The organism is Clostridium sp. FP1 (assembly GCF_011065975.2).
Taxonomy (GTDB): Bacteria; Bacillota; Clostridia; order Clostridiales; family Clostridiaceae; genus Clostridium_AD; species Clostridium_AD tagluense.
On the sequence record NZ_JAAMNJ020000001.1, the window covers coordinates 3,343,128 to 3,363,811 of the forward strand.

Here is a 20,684-nt window from a genome sequence, read left to right on the forward strand (position 1 = left end):
AAAGGTAAATGAAAGAATTAACTTCCACCTACCCCTCAAATGTTATTTCATAATTATGTTTTAGATAAATATAGCTACTATTCTTATTAGATAAATATAGTTACTATTATTCAGCTAATTGTTCGCCTTGTCTTCCTTCTATAATAGCATCAGCTAATCTTTCAGTTATTAATTTAACTGCTCTTATAGCATCATCATTACCTGGAATTACATAATCAACTTCATCTGGATCACAGTTAGTGTCAACTATAGCAACTACAGGGATTCCAAGAATTTTAGCTTCAGAGATTGCATTTTTTTCTTTTCTTGGGTCTACGATAAATAGAGCTCCAATTTTACTCGCATCCATACTTCTGATTCCGCCTAAATTCTTTTCTAGTTTTTCTCTTTCATTTAAAAGTTTACTAACTTCTTTTTTAGGAAGAACTTCAAAAACTCCATCTTCTTCAATTTTATATAATTCTTCTAATCTTTGTATTCTTGTTTTAATTGTTTTGAAGTTTGTTAACATTCCGCCTAACCATCTATTGTTTACAAAATGCATTCCTGATCTTATAGCTTCAAATTTAATAGCTTCTTGAGCTTGTTTTTTTGTTCCTACGAATAGGATATCCTTACCTTCTTCAGATACAGATTTAATAAAGTCATATGCCTCATCGATTTTTCTAACTGTTTTTTGTAAATCGATAATGTATATTCCGTTTCTTTCTGTAAATATGTAAGGAGCCATCTTAGGGTTCCATCTTCTAGTTTGATGTCCAAAATGAACACCTGCCTCTAATAATTGTTTCATTGAAATAACTGCCATTAATAGTAACCTCCTTGGTTTTTACCTCCATTACTATCATCTTATTGAAGACCAAATATTGGCACCCTTCCATAATCAAGCAATGTGTGTATTTTCTCACGGACTTATTGTATCACATGCTAAATATCTATTCAATAAAAATTTTCAATAAAGCCAAAAACTTTTAATATACTAAAGGATTTTTAATAGAATTAAAAAATAATACATTTATTAAAATGCTCATTTAATACATATTTATACTTTAAAAATAAAAAAAAAAAAATGAGTCAGGGCCTCATTGCCCTGACTCAATTTATTTTATTTTTTTAAGTTCATCCATTAGTTTATCATTTAAAATTTTAATATGAGTACCCTTCATTCCAAGTGATCTTGATTCTATTACTCCTGCACTTTCAAATTTTCTAAGTGCATTGACTATAACAGATCTCGTTATTCCAACTTTATCTGCTATTCTAGATGCTACTAGCAATCCTTCAGTACCATCTAATTCGTTAAAAATATGTTGTACAGCCTCGAGTTCTGAATAGGATAAAGTTCCAATAGCAAGTTGCACTACAGCTTTCTTCCTTGCTTCTTCCTCTATCAAATCATTTTTCGATCTCAAAATTTCAAGACCAACTATAGTAGCACTATATTCAACTAAAACTAAATCTTCATCTGTAAAATCTTTATCAAATCTTGCAAGTAAAAGAGTACCTAGTCTTTCTCTATTTCCGTTTATTGGTACAATTGTTGTTATTTTATTTTCTATTGCACATTCCTTACTATCTTCGAATACACAGTTTTTTTTGTTAGTAAGATTTTCTCTTGTTTCATTGATATTAAGTAAACTATTATTATAATTTTCTGGGAACCTCATATTTTTTATAATTTCATCTTTCATAATATCACATTCATATCCGCTTGATAAATTATAACCAAGTATTTTACCTCTTCTGCTAATAATATACACACTACACTGCAGTACATCGCTTAGCAAATTACAAATATCATCAAAAACTACAGGCTCTGTTCCTGATTTTTGCAATATTTTATTTAACATTCTTGTTTTAGCTAATAGTGACACAATATTCCTCCTCGTTTATGTTATAAAACACAATCTATATTATTTAACCCAACTCATAAAGCAAGTTTTTCAAAAACTACTTCTGAATAGATAGAAATCAAAATATTTTAAATTTTTAGAATCGTTCCTTCTCTATTTATAATATCATAGTATTCATTCTATATCAACAGTGTTTTCATAAATTTCGACATAATATTTATATATTTATTAAAAAATCTGGTGATTTTACCTCGATTTTACTTTTCTTCGGCATTTTCTTCGGCATTTTCTTCGGTATTCTCCTCTACTTTGTATTCCTTGTGTTTACATTCTTTATTTGAGCATTCCATATATTCCCCTTTAGTTTTGCTATACCTTTTTAACATATACACACCACACAAAGAACATTTTATTTCAGTGGGTTCAAACCAACTTACAAAATCACACTCTGGATAATTACTACATCCGTAGAATTTAGTGCCCTTCTTACTTCTTCGTTCTAAAATTTTCCCTCCACATTTAGGGCAAGGAACTTCTAACTCTTTAGTAATTGCTTTTGTATTTTTGCACTCTGGATACCCGGGACATGCCAAAAAATCTCCAAATCTCCCATGTTTTATTACCATGAACTTACCACATTTATCGCATTCTACCTCTGTAACTTCATCTTCAATGGTAATTTTAGCTATCTCTTTTTCAGCAATTTCAATATCTTTTTTCAATGGTGTAAAAAATTCATCAACTATATTTTGCCACTTTTCTTGTCCTTCTTCTATAAAATCTAAATTATTCTCCATCTGTGCTGTAAATTCAATATCCACTATTTGTTTGAAATATTCACTTACAATGTTATTTACTATATGCCCCAGTTCTGTTACTTCCAATGTTTTTTTATCTTTTTCTACATACCTCCTGTTTAGGAGAGTTGTAATAATTGGTGCATAAGTACTCGGTCTGCCTATACCATTTTCTTCTAATGATTTCACTAGAGATGCCTCTGAATATTTTGCAGGTGGTTGCGTAAAATGCTGTTTCCCTTCAGTTTTTTCACTTTTTAGAATATCCTCTTCATTCAATTCTGAAATTTTCAAATTATTTTCTTCTTCATCAAGCTCTTCATTATAAACTTTTCTAAATCCATCAAAGGCTACTTTAGAACCTGATGCCTTAAGCATATATTCTCCGTTAATAATGTCTATAGAAATAGTGTCAAGTAAGCATGATGCCATTTGGCTTGATACGTATCTATTCCAAATCATTGTATACAGCTTGTATTGTGGAGCTTTTAGAGTTTTTTTCGCTATTTCTGGCGTTATTTCAACATAAGAAGGTCTAATAGCTTCATGAGCATCTTGTATATTTTTTTTACTTTTAAATATTCTAGGAGTACCCGGATAGTATTTCTCCCCATACTTACTACAAATAAAGTCTTTTGCATTTATTTGGGCTTCTTCAGATATTCTAGTGGAATCAGTTCTCATATATGTAATTAGTCCTACTGTCCCATGTCCTTCTATCTCCATGCCTTCATACAATTCTTGAGCAATAGACATAGTTCTTTTAGTTGCAAAATTAAGTTTTCTGTATGCATCTTGTTGAAGGGTACTTGTTGTAAATGGTGGTAGTGGATTTTTACTTTTAGATAATCTTTTTATCTTGCTTACAATAAACTCTTTTTCATTAAGTGAATTAATAATAATCTCGCTTTCTTCTTTAGAATTTATTTCAATTTTTTCTCCACCCTTAGAAGTTAATTTAACATTTAACTTCTGTTTCTCTCCGTCTTTAAAGAGCTGACATTCTATGCTCCAATACTCTTTAGTGATGAATTTTTCTATCTCCTTTTGTCTGTCACAGATTATTTTAAGCGTAACTGATTGAACACGCCCAGCGCTAAGTCCCCATTTAACTTTTCTCCAAAGTATAGGACTAATTTCATATCCAACTAATCTATCCAGTATACGCCTTGCTTGTTGCGCATCTACTAGAGTTGCATTTATTACTCTTGGAGTTTTTATGGCATTTTTAACAGCTGTTTTTGTTATCTCATTAAATTCTATTCTGCATTTTTCTTTGTCATCTATCTTCAAGGCTTTTGCTAGATGCCAAGCTATGGCTTCACCTTCTCTATCAGGGTCAGTAGCCAAGTAAATTTTGTCACATTTTTTTGCTTCTTTTCTTAATTTATCAAGTAGTTCACCTTTACCACGAATAGTTATATATTTAGGTTGATAATTATTTTCTGTATCAACCCCTAATTGACTCTTTGGCAAATCTCTAACATGTCCCATGGACGCCTCAACTATATAATTACTACCTAAATATTTTTTTATAGTTTTAGCTTTTGCTGGTGACTCAACTATAACAAGTTTTTGTCCCATCTTATCCCCTCCATCAATGTATTATATCTTTAACTTATATTTTGTTGTTTACTCTTACATAATAGTTTCCTGATAAACATAATATTTCATTTTTAATCTGCATTTCAAATAATACCTCATATAATTGTTTTATGTCAATGTTAGTTATTCTAATAATATCGTTAATATGTAACGGAGTATCATTTATAATGCTATATACTCCACTATGAATTTCCCTATTAAAAGACCTTACAGTTGTCTCATTTTGATTTTTCATTTCTATTCCAATTAAATTAAATATATCATTTGCGGCTGTCAATGGGAAGGCTCCATCTTTAATTAATTTGTTTGTTCCTTTACTTTCCGCTGAAAATATAGACCCTGGAACAGCCATAACATCCTTACCTTGCTCAAGAGCTAAATTCGCTGTAATTAGGGACCCACTTTTCTCACCAGCCTCTATTACTATAATAATATCACTTAGAGCGCTTATTATTCTATTCCTTAGTGGAAAATTGTAGGCATATGGCGGTGTTCCCGGTAAAAATTCTGAAATAACGCAGCCCTTTTCGACTATTTTATTGAAAATTTTAAAGTTTTCTTTAGGGTACACTATATCAAGGCCCGAGCCCAAAACTGCACAAGTATAACCTTCATTATCCAAACAGCTCTCATGAGCAAAAGTATCAATTCCCTTAGCCATTCCACTAACAATATTAATATTATTGGCACATAAATCTTTACATATAATTTTAGTAACATCCTTTCCGTAATTTGAATACTTCCTTGCTCCTACTATAGAAATATTATATCCTTCATTTATGGGCGTTATGTTCCCTTTATAAAATAATGCAAATGGTGCATCCTCATAATTTTTTAATTTCTTAGGATATTTATCTTCGTGATAGGATATTGATTTTATTTCATTTATTTCTAAGCTTGTTTTTATATTAGCAATTTCACTTTCATTCCAGGCATTATTTAGTATATCCATTAAATTATTTTTAAAATATTCTGTTTTTTTGCTATGTACACTATAATACCATATTTTTTCTGTGTCATGGAAATCATTTATTAATTTCAGCTTAACTTTAGGGGCTAATTTAACTAGTGAAAACCATATATCATAATCATTCATATCATTATACCTCCAGTATATTAATTTTTTATTAATTAAATTATTCTTTCATCTATAAATTTTCTGTATTGCATAGCTTCAATGATATGTATATCTAAAATATTTTTACTGCTATCCAAATCTGCAATAGTCCTAGCTACCTTAAGAATCCTAGAATACGCCCTTGAACTTAGATTAAATTTATCATACATAAGTTCCATGATTTTACTAACACTATTATCTAAATGACAGTATTTTTTAATTAGCTTTTGACTCATTTCTGCATTACAATGAATTATATCTTGGCTAAATCTTTTTTCTTGAATTTTTCTTGCTGCTTCAACTCTTTTTTTTATAATCACAGATTTTTCGCTATTCGCTACACCCGCTATTTTATTATAAGGCAAAAGATTCACTGCTGTAAAAATATCAATGCGGTCCAGTAATGGTCCACTCAGTTTACTCAAATACCTTCGTCTTTCATAATCACTACAACTACATTGCTTTTCATAAGAGCCGTAATATCCACAGGGGCACGGATTTAAAGCACTTACAAACATAAAATTTGATGGATATTCAACAGTTCCGTTATACCGTGAAATAGTGATTTTTCTCTCCTCTAGAGGCTGCCTTAATATTTCTATTACACTCTTTTTAAACTCTAATATTTCATCTAAAAACAATACCCCTTTATGTGCTAAAGATATTTCTCCAGGTATTATTTTATTTCCACCACCAACCAAAGCAATCCGTGATATAGTATGATGAGGATTTCTAAAAGGTCTTTGCAGAATAATCCCGCAATTACCATCGAGCTTTCCAGAAACACTATAAATTTTAGTAACCTCCAGTGACTCCTCCTGACTTAGGGAGGGTAATATAGTGGGAATCCTCTTTGCCATCATTGATTTTCCAGAACCTGGTGGTCCATACATAAGCAAATTATGCCCTCCAGCCGCAGCTACTTCAATGGCACGTTTCGAACTCTCTTGCCCCATAACATCCTCATAATCTAACTCTTCATTAATTAATATCTCTAGATCCGTGCACTGCTTATAAGGCATTAAATCCTTATAATTTAAAAAATCCACTACTCCATTTAAATTATCTAAAGGAAATATCTTTGCAGTTTTAACAAGACTACATTCTTTTGCATTGTTCGTCGGAACTATAAACTTTTCAATTTTATTTTCAATCCCCTCCATGACCACCGGTAATGAACCTCTTACTTTTTTAAGTTCACCCGATAGTGATAATTCACCTATAAAAAGATAATCATTAATATCATTAACTATTATTTGTTTAGTTGCTAGCAGTATACCTATAGCTATTGGTAAATCAAATAGAGAACCTTCTTTTTTGAGGTCCGCTGGTGCTAAATTTATAGTTGTTCTATTTACTGGAAAATCAAAGCCTGAATTTAGTATTGCAGATCGTACTCGCTCTTTTGATTCTTTAACTGAAACATCTGCAAGACCAACAATGTTTAGCGCAGGGAGTCCCCGAGTAATATCAATTTCAACTGTAACTAAAACCCCTTTAATTCCTGTAAATGCAGCAGACATAATTTGTATTGCCATATTATCACCTTTACCCTTATTATTTGTTATTACATAATTATTGACAAAATAAAATTCAGTAAACTTAATATTAAATAAAATTTACATTAACTTTTAATTTTATGTACATAATTATTAGTATACAAATTAATAAACTTGTGGAAGGGTGTTTTATTCATGAAGGCTTTCAATAAAGATGTCGGATCACTTGGTGAAGATATATCAGAAAATTATTTAAAAAATTTAGGATATAGGATTTCAGAAAAAAATTTCAGATGCAAATGTGGCGAAATAGACCTAATAGCCACAAATAAAGGTTACATTTGTTTTATAGAAGTCAAAACTAGATATGGAACGAATTTTGGTGTGCCCGCTGAATCAGTCACTTTTTCAAAGCAGCATAAAATTCATAAAACAGCTGAGGTATATATTTTAAGAAAAAATATTATTGACTGTAATTTTAGATTTGATGTTATAGAGGTCTTGCTAAGTCATGATAATAATAATTTTTCAGTTAATCATATCCAGGATGCTTTTCAATTAGGATTTTAGGAAAAAAAACAAAGGCACTTTTGTAATTTAAAAGTACCTTTGTAAATTTTTCGTTAATTATTATTTTCTAGTATGTTTCTCAAAAAACTTTTTCTATGTATTGGAGTAGTTCCATATTTTTTTATTGCAAGCACATGTTCTTGCGTACCGTATCCAACATTTCTGTCAAAACCATAATTGGGGTACTCCTCATGATACTTTAGCATCAGTTCATCTCTGTATACTTTTGCAATTATAGAAGCACAAGCGATACTTATACTTTTAGTATCTCCTTTTATCACAAACTCATTTAAACTAGAAAAGTTTTTTATTTTGTATCCATCAGATAAAACTAAATCAGGCACAATAGAAATCGCCTCACAGCAGTCTAAAAACACTTGATTATTACAAAATCCAACACCCTTTTCATCAATAATTTTATTATCAATAGCAATGATTTTATAGGCTAAGGCTTTTTCTTTAATAATATATGATAGTTCTTTTCTGCAAGATATTGATAATTTTTTAGAATCGTTTGCTCTTAGGATTAAATCGCTCTCTTCATTTGCTTTTAAATCTAATATTACAGCCGCTGCTACTATAGGGCCAGCTAGAGGACCTCGTCCCACTTCATCAACCCCAGCAATGTATTTATAGTTTCCAAAATTTTTATCGAATTCGTACATTTTTTTTACTCGCTGAATTTCCTTTTCTTTTAACTCAATACTTTTATACATTTTGTCACCTAGTTTTTGAACGGTTTTCCTACCGTCTTGTAATAACATTTTTATTATACTTTCTCTATTGATATCGTTTTCAATTTTTAATACATAACTATGTATTTCACTATAGCTCATGTTTGAAAAATCAATATTAAACTCCATTACATTTTCTCCTTAAATCATGACATGCGCAGCTGTCTATCTTCTTCCAAGCTGCAATATTAACTTATCTTAATTAATCCTAAAAAAAAGACAACCTTCCGTTATTTTTACAAGTAGATAGCAATTAATGCTTGTAATCTACTTTTAAACAGAAAGTTGTATATTTAATAAATTTAAAATTAAATATGATATCCTTATAAAATATTTTAAACTTATTTTACTCTTTCTAGAGATATAGCACCTAATTTTCCGCCTCTAAATTCATCTAAAAGCATAACCGCTATCCTATTATAATCAATGTTACCCCCAGAAATTACAGCTCCTCTTTTTTTCCCTATGTTATCCATATTGTCTAGTGGATTCTCCATGATTTCTGAAAGTTTATATCTTTCCATTAATCTTTGTGCATTATTGGTCTGAAGTCTTTCAATTAATCTAAGGGCTAATTCCTCAATATCCATAATTTCATCTTTTATAGCCCCTGTAAATGCTAAATTAAGCCCAACTTCTTCATCTTCAAATCTAGGCCATAATACTCCTGGAGTATCCATTAGTTCTATGCCTAAGCTAGTTTTTATCCATTGCTTACTTTTAGTAACCCCTGGTCTATCGCCAGTTTTAGCAATATTGTTTTTGGCCAACTTATTTATAAAAGAAGATTTACCAACATTAGGTATACCAACTACCATAACTCTAGTAACTATATTAACTAATCCTTTTTTTCTCTGTCTATCTTGTTTTTCTTTTAATAATTCATCAAGAATAGGCTTTATACTTTTTAATCCTTCACCTGTAATACTATTTACAGCCAATGGTTTTACAGTATCAGTTGTAAGATTTTTAATCCATTCTTTAGTTACTTTATCTTCAGCTAAATCACTTTTGTTTAATAAAATGACTCTAGGCTTATCTTTACAAATCTCATCAATTTGTGGATTGGCACTTGATTTAACTATTCTTGCATCTCTAATTTCTATTACAGCATCAACAAGTTTTAAACTCTCTTGAATTTGTCTTCTTGTTTTTGCCATATGACCTGGAAACCAATTTATGGTCATACTCATGCTTATCAAATCCTTTCCATACTATTTAATGGATAAAGCCTTATAAAGGCTCTTCCTTCTTAAAGTAGCTTAAAAATAAAAAGGGACTCTGCAGCCCCCAATTTTATCTCATTCTTTCTTTAACTTTTGCAGCCTTACCAACTCTATCTCTTAAGTAGAATAGTTTAGCTCTTCTAACTTTACCTAATCTTACGATTTCAATTTTCTCAATAACTGGAGCGTTTACTGGGAATGTTTTTTCAACACCAACACCAGATGCTACTCTTCTTACTGTGAAAGTTTCTCTTAAACCGCCATTTTGTCTTTTAAGAACAGTTCCTTCAAATACTTGAATTCTTTCTTTGTTACCTTCACTGATTTTGATGTGAACCTTAACAGTATCACCTGCACCAAATTTCGGTAAGTCTGTTCTAATTTGTTCTGCTTCTATTTCTCTTATAATTTCTAACATGTGCATTCCCTCCTAAAATTTTATTGTGACGTTCATACTCATTATAATATGGGCAGAGGACCGTCCGTACTAGCACAAGCTACATTTTATCATATATATATATATATATCAACATAAAAATATTTTTTATACCCATATATATGATATTATTTATTTTATTTCAAATAAATCTTTGTTGCTTATACTACTTTTTTTCTAATTCCACGCTTAATAGTTTTTTATCTTCCTTGGTAAGTTTAAGCTTTTCAAACATATCAGGTCTTTTTTCTTTAGTTATTAAAAGTGATTGCACTCTTCTCCACTTTCGTACATTTTCATGATGTCCTGAGGTCAATACCTGTGGTACCACAACGCCTTCAAAAGATTCCGGTCTTGTATATTGAGGATATTCTAATACTCCATCATAAAAAGATTCTTCTGTATAACTCTCACTACTAGATAATACCCCTGGAATTAACCTACAAATGCTATCCACTATAGGAATACATGCCATTTCTCCACCTGTCAAAACATAATCGCCCAAAGATAGCTCCATATCTATATAATCATAGGTTCGCTCATCAATACCTTCGTAATGACCACATATGAATATCAATTCACTTTCCTGGCATAGCTGCTTTGCAATTTCTTGAGTAAATGTAACCCCTCTTGGCCCCAAAAATATTACCTTTCCAGCATTATGCAATTTAACATCCTTAATACTATCAACTAGTGGTTGAGCTTGCATTACCATTCCTGCTCCACCGCCATAAGGGTAATCATCTACTTTTTTGTGCTTATTTAAGGCATAATCCCTAATATTATGAGGTGTAATATCCAGTATATTTTTCTCTATGGCTCTTCCAATGATACTTTGGTTGAAAATTTCAAACATTTCAGGAAATAGAGTTAAAATATCTATTTTCATTCTTGCCATTCATTCACTGGCTTAATTATTATCTCGCGTTTATCAATATCTATACTAACCACGATATCCTTAAGTACTGGAATAAGCACTTCTTTATTTCCCTTAACCCAATATACATCATTACCGGGAGTATGAAGAACATCAAATACTTTTCCTAGTTCTTCTCCATCTGAGTCATAAACACTGCAATCTATAAGGTCAGCTACATAATAGCTACCCTCCGGAAGTTTAATAGCATCTTCACGACTAATCATCAAATACTTGTTTCTATATAATTCTGCCTGTTCTATGCTGTCTATACCTTCAATTTTTAGTATTGCTTTATCTGCTTGAAGTTTACAGCCTTCAACTTTTCTAATTTCCCCATCAATATACACACTTTTTAATTTTTTAAATCTTTCAAGCGAATCTGTTAGTGAAAAAACTTTAACTTCACCTTTTAATCCATGTGTTTTACCAATCTGACCTACACTCATAAAATCTTTCATTTAAAACCCTCCTTTCAATATTGCTTATATGAATAACTATGATTTTAACAATAAAAACTATTTATTTAAATTTCCCTTGTAGATAAACCCCAATATTTAATTAAAATAAGAGTTAGGCAGAACCCAACTCTTACTTTATTTCAACAACTACTTTTTTGTTTTCTTTAACAGCAGCTGCCTTTACAACAGTTCTAATAGCTTTAGCTATTCTACCTTGTTTTCCTATAACTTTTCCCATATCCTCATGAGCAACAGATAATTCAAGAACCACTGTATGCTCATGTGCTACTTCGTTTACTACTACCATTTCTGGTTTATCAACTAAAGACTTTGCCAATACTTCAAGTAACTGTTTCATGGAAAACTCCTCCATTCATTACTTACAAACTTTTCTAGTTGACTGCTACTTTTTTAAGTAATCTTTTAACTGTATCAGAAGGTTGTGCACCATTCTTAATCCAACTAGCTGCTTTTTCAACATCAATTTTAATAGTTGTTGGCTCTGTTGTTGGGTTATAGTATCCTATTTCTTCGATAAATCTTCCATCTCTAGGTGCTCTTGAATCTGCAACTACTACTCTATAAAATGGAGCATGTTTAGCGCCCATTCTTTTTAATCTTATTTTAACTGCCATGTATATCACCTCCTTAAATTTATTCACTACCAAAGTTTTTTTATTAAAAAGGCATTTTACCAAATAAACCTTTTTTACCAGGCTTTTGGAATCCTTTTGCTTGCTTCATCATTTTCTTCGCCATTTCAAAATCTTTCAACAACTTATTTACCTGTTGTACCAAAGTACCTGACCCATTTGCAATTCTCTTTTTTCTAGAAGAAGAGCTGCTAATCATACTAGGATGTTTTCTTTCTGATGAAGTCATTGATTTTATAATAGCTTCAACTTTTCCCATATCCTTTTCGCTTTTGGACAAATCTAAACCCTGCAATTCTTTTTTATTAGCACCTGGCATCATTTCAAGTATCTTGTTTAATGGTCCAAGCTTTTTCATCTGCTGTATCATTGCTAAATAGTCATCTAAATTAAATTCTTGAGAAAGCATTCTATTTCCAAGTTCTTTTGCTTCATCTTCATTTATAGCTTGCTGTGCCTTTTCTATTAATGAAAGTACATCACCCATACCAAGTATCCTTGATGCCATTCTATCTGGGTAGAAAACTTCTAAATCATTCATTTTTTCACCAACACCAACAAATTTTATAGATTTGCCAGTTATTGCTTTAATAGATAACGCTGCTCCGCCCCTTGTATCTCCATCTAATTTAGTCAAAATCACTCCAGTTATATCTAGCTGCGAGTTAAAACTTTCTGCTACATTAACTGCATCTTGTCCTGTCATAGAATCTACAACAAGCATTATTTCACTTGGCTGCACACTGGATTTTATATTTTGAAGTTCTTCCATTAAATTTTCATCTATATGAAGTCTTCCTGCTGTATCTATTATAACTACATTATTACCATTATCCTTGGCAAATGCTAAGGATGCTTTTGCTATATCTACAGGACTAACCTTATCTCCCATAGTAAATACCGGAATATCAATTTGCTTTCCTACTACCTGCAATTGTTTAATTGCAGCTGGTCTATATACATCGCAGGCAACTAATAGTGGTTTTTTGTTTTTCTTTTTCAATGAAAGAGCAAGTTTTCCACCCATTGTAGTTTTACCAGCACCTTGAAGACCTACCAGCATTATTACTGTTAATCCATTTACAGAAAACTCTAATTTACTTTCTGCATTACCCATTAAATTAGTTAACTCATCATTAACAATTTTGATAACCTGTTGCCCAGGTGTTAAGCTTTCTAACACTCCATTACCTAAACACTTTTCACTAACATTTTTCACAAAATCCTTAACTACTTTATAATTAACATCTGCCTCAAGCAATGCTAATTTTACTTCTCTCATAGCTTCTTTAATATCTTTTTCGGAAAGCTTACCCTTACCTTTTAATTTTTTTATGGTATCTTGTAACTTAGAAGATAATCCTTCAAAAGCCATAATAAACCTCCTAAATGTTTTCACTAATCTGAGCTTTTATATCATATATAAGCTGATTCATTTTTTCATCTTTTATATCAATTTGTAAATTATCTAATTCTAATATAATGTTTTTTAAAGTTTCTTTTAGTTTATGGTCTTTATTTAATAATTTTAATTTCTCTTCATATACTAAAAGCACTTTTTCACATGTTTTAATTGTATCATGAGTAGCCTGCCTACTAGTATTATTTATCTCTGCTATTTCTGATAGAGACAAATCATTATTAAAATACAAATCCATTATATCTCTTTGCTTTTCAGTAAGCAATTCACCATAAAAATCAAATAATAGGGAAATTTCAAATCTTTTTTCCATTTAATCACCCTGCTCACAAGTCATATAATATCAGAATTCAAAGACCCTGTCAAGTAGTTTTACTTAACAGTTTAATATTTTTATAAATTAACCTAAAAAGTATTGATTTTAAAACAGTGCCTCTACAAAATCTCTTGAATTAAACTCTTGCAAATCATCTATACCTTCACCAACGCCTATATATTTTACAGGTATATTAAGTTGTTTTTTTATTGATATTACAACACCGCCTTTAGCGGTACCATCCAATTTAGTTAGTATTATCCCATCTATAGGACATATCGCCATAAATTGTTTAGCTTGTTCTACACCATTTTGACCAGTTGTAGCATCAAGAACTAATAAAGTTTCCATATTAGCCTCACTATACTCCCTCTGAATTACCCTATTTATTTTTGCCAGTTCATCCATAAGATTTTTTTTATTATGAAGTCTACCTGCAGTATCACAAATAAGCACATCAACTTTTCTTGCTTTTGCTGCTTGAACAGCATCAAAAACTACAGCAGCTGGATCCGAGCCCTCTTGATGTTTTATAAGTTCCACAGAAGCTCTACTACTCCAAACCTCTAACTGGTCAATTGCTGCTGCTCTGAATGTATCTGCTGCTGCAATGAGAACTTTATATTTTTCAGCTTTTAGTGCTGCGGCGATTTTTCCAATAGAAGTAGTTTTTCCAACCCCATTAACACCAATTATGAGCATTACCTTCGGTAAATTTTTAGGGTTTATTGAATTCTCATCTTCCCCTAATAATTCAATTAAAACTTCTTTTAAACAAGGTCTAATCTCTGTTGGATCTTTTATTTTATTTTCCTTTACCTTTTTTTTAAGCTTCTCAATAACATAAATAGAAGTCTCTGCACCTATATCTGCTGTTATTAATATTTCTTCTAGTTCCTCATATAATTCATCATCAATTCTAATGGCTAAATTTAACACTTCACTAACTTTTTCCGTTATGCTATTTCTAGTTTTAGTTAGGCCATCTTTTAGTTTGTCAAAAAATCCTCCGAACATTTTTAGTCCTCCTTTTAGTCTTACATTTACTATAACTTTGCTACTTTTTACTTATTAAAATCCACAGACACTATTTTTGATACTCCCTTTTCCTCCATTGTAACCCCATACATTACATCACTAGCTTCCATGGTTCCTTTTCTGTGAGTTATTATAATGAACTGAACATTATCAGAGAATTTCGTTAAAAACTCTGCATATCTAACTACGTTTGCATCGTCAAGAGCTGCCTCAATTTCATCTAAAATGCAAAAGGGCGTTGGTTTCATCTTTAAAATAGCAAATAATAATGCAATGGCGGATAGCACTTTCTCCCCACCAGACATTAAACTTATGTTTTGGAGTTTTTTTCCTGGTGGTTGTACATTAATATCAATTTTAGCTGTAAGTTCATCACCTTCTGTAAGTATTAAATCCGCACTTCCGCCTTTAAACAATTCTACAAAGGTTTCGTGAAAATTTTGCCTTAATATATCAAAGTTTTCTGCAAATATCTCTTTCATTTTTTTGGTCATTTCACATATTACCGTTAATAATTCATCTTTAGATAACACTAAGTCTTGTTTTTGCACATCCATAAAAGTAAATTTCTCTTTTACTTCTTTATACTCCTCAATAGCGCCTACATTAACTTTTCCCAGCATGGATATATTCCCTTTTAGTATTAAAATTTCTTTTTTAAGCTTATCAATATCATCAATTTCATTTTTAAATTCTAACGCTTCTGCATAGGTTAATTCAAAGTCTTCATTCAATTTTTGGTAGTAATTATCCTTTTCCGTGCCTATTTTCTCAAGAGTCAGCTCACATTTATAGGAATCTTTCTCATTTTTTTCTAGGATTTGCGAAACATTCTCTAACTGCTCCAGACTTATTTTTATTTTTTCTTTAATTTTAATTCTTTGAATTTCACTCTCTTCAAAGTTTTTTTCCATATTTTCTAATGTGGCCTTTGTTTCACTTGCTTTTTCTTCACCACTTTTTATTTCATCTTCACTTATATTCTTATTTTCCATCGCTTCTTGTATTTCTTTAGAACATATTATTATTTTTTTATTATATACTAACATTTCCTCATTTAACCTTTGAATTTCAGAAACCTTATTACGTATTGTTTCGTCGACTCCAGCTTTTTTTATCTTAGCATCAATAATAGTTACTTTTATATTTTCAATTTCTTGTAATCTATCTTTTAATTTTAAAAAAGCCGCACTCCGTTTTTGCTGTATTTCATCTTTTGAACGTGTCAATTTACAAACAGACATATTCTTTTCTTCTACTTCACTATTGTCATTTTTCAGTTTACTTTCTTCTGACAATTTTTCAGTGTTTAAATTCCTCATATTATTTTTAAGCCTATTTGTTTCATCTTCTATTGTATTTATTCTAGCTTCCATTTTTGTTTTTTCAATATTTTCTAAATGAATATTATCCTTTAAGTTTGTATTTTCCTGTTCCAACCTTAAGGTTTCAGATTTATTTTGTTTAATTTTTTCTAAATAAATAAGTGACTCATTTTTTAAGATATTTAAATCTTTAGCCAGTTCTTGTAGTTCCCTTTTTCGTCCAATTATACTTGAGGTTTTTGAATATACACTTCCACCAGTTAATGATCCACCAAGGTTTACAACTTCTCCTGATAATGTCACTATTTTATATCTATAATTATTTTTTTTAGAAATGTTTAGGGCTGAGTCCATATCTTTACATATAATTGTTCTACCAAGTATAAAGGAAATTACTTCACTAAACTTTTCGTCATAGCCTATTAGTTCGCTAGCAATTCCAACAAAACCAGGATTATTTTTAGTTTCAATATCAATTGCTAACTTTTTACCTTTAATAATGTTTAAAGGCAAAAATGTTGCACGTCCAAGATTATTTACCTTCAAATATGTAATTAATAGTTTTGCCACAATTTCATCTTTAGTTATCATGTGTGATATTGTTCCACCTAAAGCAATTTCTATAGCTACTTCTAAGTTTTTTTCAACTTTTATAACTTCTCCAAGTACAAAGCATTCATTAATATTGCCTACTTTACCTTCACTAATATGCTGCATTAAATTTTTTACTGATTTATTATACCCTTCATGCTTCTTTTCTAAAGCATTTAGCACATTAAAATTAGCTTCATTTTTATTTATTTTAAAATTACAATTTTTCATAGTTATTTCATGGTTATTTAAATCCTTTTGAAGTTTACTAATCTTTTGCTTGTTTTCCAGGAGTATACCATCATAATTGAGTATTTTCTCTTTAAATTCTTCCATTTGGCTTTGAAACATTATTTTTGTAGTGGCATTAACTTGTATTAAATTACTAAAATCTTCAATATTATTTTTCAAAAAAGCTATCCTTTTTTTAGCACTATCTATATTGTTATTTAAAATTAATAATCTATTAGTAAATAAAATAGTTTTCTCAATACTTTTTTGTTCTTCTTCCTTAAGAGATTTAGCTTCAGTGTTTTCAACTTCTATATTTTCTTCGATAATCTTAATTTTCATTTCCTCAGATTGAATTTTTTCTTCTATTTCTATTTGAGTGTTTTTTATATTACTTAAAGAATTCTCTATTCCATGTAGATTAAGTTTAAAATCTGACAGTTTTTCATTAATGCCATCGCTGTCCTTTGATGTCTTATTGATTAGTTTTACTAAATTTTCTATTCTCTCATTTAAAATATTTATTTCTGAAATACTATTTTGGTAAATTAACTTATTGTTATAATATAGTTGCTTTTCTTCCCGATTCTTATTATCAAACTTTTCAAATTCACTATTCCAGTATTCAACATCCTGCTTTAACTGGTTTTTCTCACCTGTAATTTTTATAACTTCTAGCTTTAATCTAGAACATTCTTCTTGCGTTATTTTAATTTTTTTTTCAACTTTATTTATAGAATCAATTATTATGCTAACTTCTTTACTTTTTAATTGTTCAAAAAATTTTAAAAATTTCTTTGCCTTTTCACTTTCATTCATTAATGGTTCTAATCTTTCTTCATAAGTACTTAATATATCTTCTATTCTAATAAGATTCTGCTGGGTGATGTCCAATCTCTTTTCTGCTTCTTCTTTTCTGCTCTTAAACTTCACAATTCCTGCAGCCTCTTCAAACAATTTTCTTCTTTCTTCAGTTTTTCCACTTAATATAGCATCAATTTTACCTTGACCAATAATAGAGTATCCTTCTTTTCCTATGCCTGTATCCATAAAAAGCTGTTGAACATCTTTTAATCTACAAGATGTATTGTTTATTAAATATTCACTTTCTCCAGACCGATATAATCTTCTGGAGATGGTGACATTAGAATAATCAATATCCAATTCGCAATCACTATTATCTAGTGTCAAGGAAACCTGTGCAAGGCTAACAGGTTTCCTAAACTGTGTGCCTGCGAATATAACGTCCTCCATCTTATCTCCTCTTAGACTTCTTACACTTTGTTCTCCAAGAACCCATCTAACAGCATCAGAAATATTGCTTTTACCACTACCATTAGGTCCTACTACCGCTGTAATACCCTTCTTAAATGTTAATTCTGTTTTATCTGCAAAGGATTTAAATCCTCTTATTTCAATAGATTTTAAAAACATGATAACACTCTCCTATTTTACCTAAATAACATGGGTAATACAAAACTTAATGTAAAAATTATAACCAATCCATAGATCATTACCTTTGTATACTTATCTCTTTTTTTCTTATTCATAATTCACCTCATATTTTTATTTTATAATACCTTTAATATAAAAAATAAAAGTATATATTACTACAAATTTAGTAATCTTAATATATCCTTTATTTAATGTGCTAACTGGTAGAGCTTATATGTATAATTCAAAATTATCCTATTATATAGTCTATAGCATTTATATGAAAATATCAATTACTAGACTAAGAATAAATTAAGAAAACCGTGCATGCACGGTTTTTTATCTTGGTTCAACTATGAATTTTATAGCTGTCCTTTTTTCTCCATCTATGCTTATTTCCACAAAAGCTGGAACTACTACTAAGTCCATACCATTTGGTGCAACAAATCCCCTTGTAATGGCAATAGCTTTTACAGCTTGATTAACGGCCCCCGCACCTACAGCTTGTAACTGCGCAATTGAATTTCCCCTTAGTGCTGCTGCTAATGCTCCTGCTACTGATTTAGGTTGTGAATTTGCCGACACCTTTAATACTTCCATCATATATTACCCCCTACTAAATTCCTTGTTACAAGTACTATAGGTAATATATTCTATACAGTAAATTAAAATCCTTTTTTATATTTTGCATGTGCATATTCATATATGCTCATATTAATACATTTTTCTCCTATACATACTCCAACACTTCCACGTTCTATAGTGATATCTTGATATACTTCTATTAAAATTGTAGCTATTTGTTTTTTTATGTCATAAAAAAAGCTTTTGCCATTAGCGTAAAGTTTTGAAATGTCTTTTGGATTTATTTTAACTAAAACCTTATTAACAGTGTGATCATTTTTAATATTATCCATTATGGCATCATATAGTATATCATTATATATACTGCCTTCAACCAACTCTCTAAATGCAGGATGAAATGGTCCTGCAACTAAATCATTACCCTCTGAGATTTCTTCAGTGGGCTGTAATCCTATTCTAATAACGTTTATTTTGTTTGCCATCATCATAAGGTAAATTATTTTGCTTATGTTTACTGCCTCACTTAATGAATAAGGTTTGAATGTTTGACTTTCATACATTTTTTCCATAGGCGTATCTTTAATTACAAGAGCCGGATATATTCTACAAATATCCGGCTTAAGAGCAATAACACCTTTAGCTGTATCCATATCTTTGTTTATATTATCTCCTGGCAGACCTATCATAATTTGATGCCCTAAGATAAAACCATATTCCTTTATAAGTTTTGAAGCAAGCTCTACATCTTTTGCAGTATGCCCTCTGCCTGATTTTAATAGCACTTCCTCGTCCATGGACTGCACTCCTAGTTCTATAATATCTACAGTGTATTGTTTAAGAACACGGAGTACACTATCGTCAATATAATCTGGTCTTGTAGATAACCTAATGAATTTTATTTTGTTACTATCTTTAAACTTCTTCGCAACTGTTAGAAGTTCTATCTGCTTTTCTGTTTTTATAGCTGTAAATGTTCCTCCAAAAAATGATACCTCAATAATAGCTTCATCATTGTTTATTGTTTTTAAATATTCATTTACTGTTTTCTCCACATAGGCTGCATCAACTTTTGATTTTGTTCCTGTTATGCTATTTTGATTGCAAAACACACAATCATGCGGGCAACCTTCATGTGGAACGAAAATTGGAATAATGTAATGCAAATTACTCATGCATATCCTCCCGACTTATCATAACTTCTTTAGCTGCATTTTGCTCTGCTTCTTTTTTACTATGCCCTTGACCTGATCCACTTATAGAACCATTTATTAATACATCAACAAAAAATTTCCTTTTATGCGGTGGTCCTTCAAATTTTACAAGTTCATAGCAAATATGAACTTCTCCATTTTGCTGTAATATTTCCTGAAGCTTAGTCTTGTAATCCAAAACTATCTCATTACTAATTGCTTTATCAATAGTTGCTTTAAAGTTAGTAAGTATAAAAGTCTTTGAATATTCTATTCCGGAGTCTAAATATACAGCAGCTATTACTGCTTCAACACAATCAGCCAATATTGAAACCCTATTTCTACCACCAGTAATTTCTTCACCTTTACTCATGTTCATATACATTCCAAGGTTCCAGCCACTTGCAATATCACACAGTGAATTTTCGCAAACAATTAGGGACCTAATTTTAGTTAGATATCCTTCATACTTTTCAGTGAAATTAGTATATAAGTATTCAGATATAATAAGTTGTAACACTGAATCTCCGAGGAACTCAAGTCTTTCATTAAATTCAACTTTTTTTTTCTGATTTGCAAAGGAACTATGAGTTATTGCGGTTTTTAATAACTCCTTATCACTAAAATTTAGTCCTAGTTGGTTCTCAAGGTCCTGTAATTTTATGTTGCACTTCATTAATCATTGCT

The 20,684-nt window shown here is 30.5% G+C and carries 20 protein-coding genes; 1 reads left to right on the forward strand and 19 read right to left on the reverse strand.

Translation table 11 applies throughout. The annotated features are described in order from the left end of the window. Window positions 1-106 precede the first annotated feature (106 nt). From rpsB to G9F70_RS16340, 5 genes are all read right to left on the reverse strand, one after another. Window positions 107-808 carry a 30S ribosomal protein S2 gene (gene rpsB / locus G9F70_RS16320; protein ID WP_164944199.1) on the reverse strand — a complete coding sequence of 234 codons (702 nt, stop codon included), beginning with the start codon at window positions 806-808 and terminating at the stop codon, window positions 107-109. A 292-nt stretch (window positions 809-1,100) separates the two neighbouring features. Then, window positions 1,101-1,877 carry a GTP-sensing pleiotropic transcriptional regulator CodY gene (gene codY, locus G9F70_RS16325; RefSeq protein WP_164944376.1) on the reverse strand — a complete coding sequence of 259 codons (777 nt, stop codon included), beginning with the start codon at window positions 1,875-1,877 and terminating at the stop codon, window positions 1,101-1,103. 233 nt (window positions 1,878-2,110) lie between these two features. Then, window positions 2,111-4,234 (reverse strand): type I DNA topoisomerase, encoded by a 2,124-nt coding sequence (gene topA / locus G9F70_RS16330; RefSeq protein ID WP_164944200.1) that lies wholly within the window; start codon window positions 4,232-4,234, stop codon window positions 2,111-2,113. 34 nt (window positions 4,235-4,268) lie between these two features. Then, window positions 4,269-5,351 carry a DNA-processing protein DprA gene (gene dprA, locus G9F70_RS16335; RefSeq protein ID WP_164944201.1) on the reverse strand — a complete coding sequence of 361 codons (1,083 nt, stop codon included), beginning with the start codon at window positions 5,349-5,351 and terminating at the stop codon, window positions 4,269-4,271. Window positions 5,352-5,386: 35 nt separating this feature from the next. Then, window positions 5,387-6,910: a YifB family Mg chelatase-like AAA ATPase gene (locus G9F70_RS16340; RefSeq protein ID WP_164944202.1), complete on the reverse strand. Its 1,524-nt coding sequence runs from the start codon at window positions 6,908-6,910 to the stop codon at window positions 5,387-5,389. A 156-nt stretch (window positions 6,911-7,066) separates the two neighbouring features. On the opposite strand from G9F70_RS16340, the gene G9F70_RS16345 reads away from it, so the two are divergent. Further along, complete coding sequence (locus tag G9F70_RS16345; RefSeq protein ID WP_164944203.1) at window positions 7,067-7,441, forward strand: YraN family protein; 375 nt, start codon at window positions 7,067-7,069, stop codon at window positions 7,439-7,441. A 53-nt stretch (window positions 7,442-7,494) separates the two neighbouring features. Here the strand turns inward: G9F70_RS16345 and G9F70_RS16350 are convergent, their stop codons facing one another. The 14 genes from G9F70_RS16350 to rnc all read right to left on the reverse strand — a co-directional run bounded on the left by G9F70_RS16350 (window position 7,495) and on the right by rnc (window position 20,673). Next, the gene (locus tag G9F70_RS16350; protein ID WP_164944204.1) at window positions 7,495-8,304 is read right to left on the reverse strand and encodes a ribonuclease HII; all 810 of its coding nucleotides are present in this window, start codon (window positions 8,302-8,304) and stop codon (window positions 7,495-7,497) included. Window positions 8,305-8,516: 212 nt separating this feature from the next. Then, window positions 8,517-9,362, reverse strand: coding sequence for a ribosome biogenesis GTPase YlqF (ylqF, locus tag G9F70_RS16355; protein ID WP_124999341.1), 846 nt, complete (start codon window positions 9,360-9,362; stop codon window positions 8,517-8,519). A gap of 109 nt (window positions 9,363-9,471) precedes the next feature. Beyond that, a complete protein-coding gene (rplS, locus tag G9F70_RS16360) occupies window positions 9,472-9,819 on the reverse strand; it encodes a 50S ribosomal protein L19 (RefSeq protein WP_164944377.1) in 348 nt (115 codons plus the stop codon). 184 nt (window positions 9,820-10,003) lie between these two features. Next, on the reverse strand, window positions 10,004-10,726 hold the full coding sequence (gene trmD, locus G9F70_RS16365; RefSeq protein WP_164944205.1) for a tRNA (guanosine(37)-N1)-methyltransferase TrmD: 723 nt from the start codon (window positions 10,724-10,726) through the stop codon (window positions 10,004-10,006). Then, window positions 10,723-11,214, reverse strand: a complete 492-nt coding sequence (rimM, locus tag G9F70_RS16370) for a ribosome maturation factor RimM (RefSeq protein ID WP_164944206.1) — start codon at window positions 11,212-11,214, stop codon at window positions 10,723-10,725. The genes trmD and rimM overlap by 4 nt, the downstream gene beginning before the upstream one ends. A gap of 130 nt (window positions 11,215-11,344) precedes the next feature. Beyond that, entirely contained in the window at window positions 11,345-11,572 is a 228-nt protein-coding gene (locus G9F70_RS16375) for a KH domain-containing protein (RefSeq protein ID WP_124999039.1), read from the reverse strand. A gap of 34 nt (window positions 11,573-11,606) precedes the next feature. Beyond that, a complete protein-coding gene (gene rpsP, locus G9F70_RS16380) occupies window positions 11,607-11,849 on the reverse strand; it encodes a 30S ribosomal protein S16 (protein ID WP_164944207.1) in 243 nt (80 codons plus the stop codon). Between the two features lie 43 nt (window positions 11,850-11,892). Continuing rightward, window positions 11,893-13,242 carry a signal recognition particle protein gene (gene ffh, locus G9F70_RS16385; protein WP_164944208.1) on the reverse strand — a complete coding sequence of 450 codons (1,350 nt, stop codon included), beginning with the start codon at window positions 13,240-13,242 and terminating at the stop codon, window positions 11,893-11,895. Between the two features lie 10 nt (window positions 13,243-13,252). Further along, window positions 13,253-13,600, reverse strand: coding sequence for a putative DNA-binding protein (locus tag G9F70_RS16390; protein ID WP_164944209.1), 348 nt, complete (start codon window positions 13,598-13,600; stop codon window positions 13,253-13,255). A gap of 108 nt (window positions 13,601-13,708) precedes the next feature. Then, on the reverse strand, window positions 13,709-14,620 hold the full coding sequence (ftsY, locus tag G9F70_RS16395) for a signal recognition particle-docking protein FtsY (RefSeq protein WP_164944210.1): 912 nt from the start codon (window positions 14,618-14,620) through the stop codon (window positions 13,709-13,711). A gap of 47 nt (window positions 14,621-14,667) precedes the next feature. Continuing rightward, window positions 14,668-18,222: a chromosome segregation protein SMC gene (smc, locus tag G9F70_RS16400; RefSeq protein WP_164944211.1), complete on the reverse strand. Its 3,555-nt coding sequence runs from the start codon at window positions 18,220-18,222 to the stop codon at window positions 14,668-14,670. A 339-nt stretch (window positions 18,223-18,561) separates the two neighbouring features. Continuing rightward, a complete protein-coding gene (locus tag G9F70_RS16405; RefSeq protein WP_124999335.1) occupies window positions 18,562-18,822 on the reverse strand; it encodes a stage V sporulation protein S in 261 nt (86 codons plus the stop codon). Between the two features lie 65 nt (window positions 18,823-18,887). Then, window positions 18,888-19,979: an elongator complex protein 3 gene (locus G9F70_RS16410; RefSeq protein WP_164944212.1), complete on the reverse strand. Its 1,092-nt coding sequence runs from the start codon at window positions 19,977-19,979 to the stop codon at window positions 18,888-18,890. Then, complete coding sequence (gene rnc / locus G9F70_RS16415; protein WP_164944213.1) at window positions 19,972-20,673, reverse strand: ribonuclease III; 702 nt, start codon at window positions 20,671-20,673, stop codon at window positions 19,972-19,974. The genes G9F70_RS16410 and rnc overlap by 8 nt, the downstream gene beginning before the upstream one ends. Window positions 20,674-20,684: the final 11 nt, after the last annotated feature.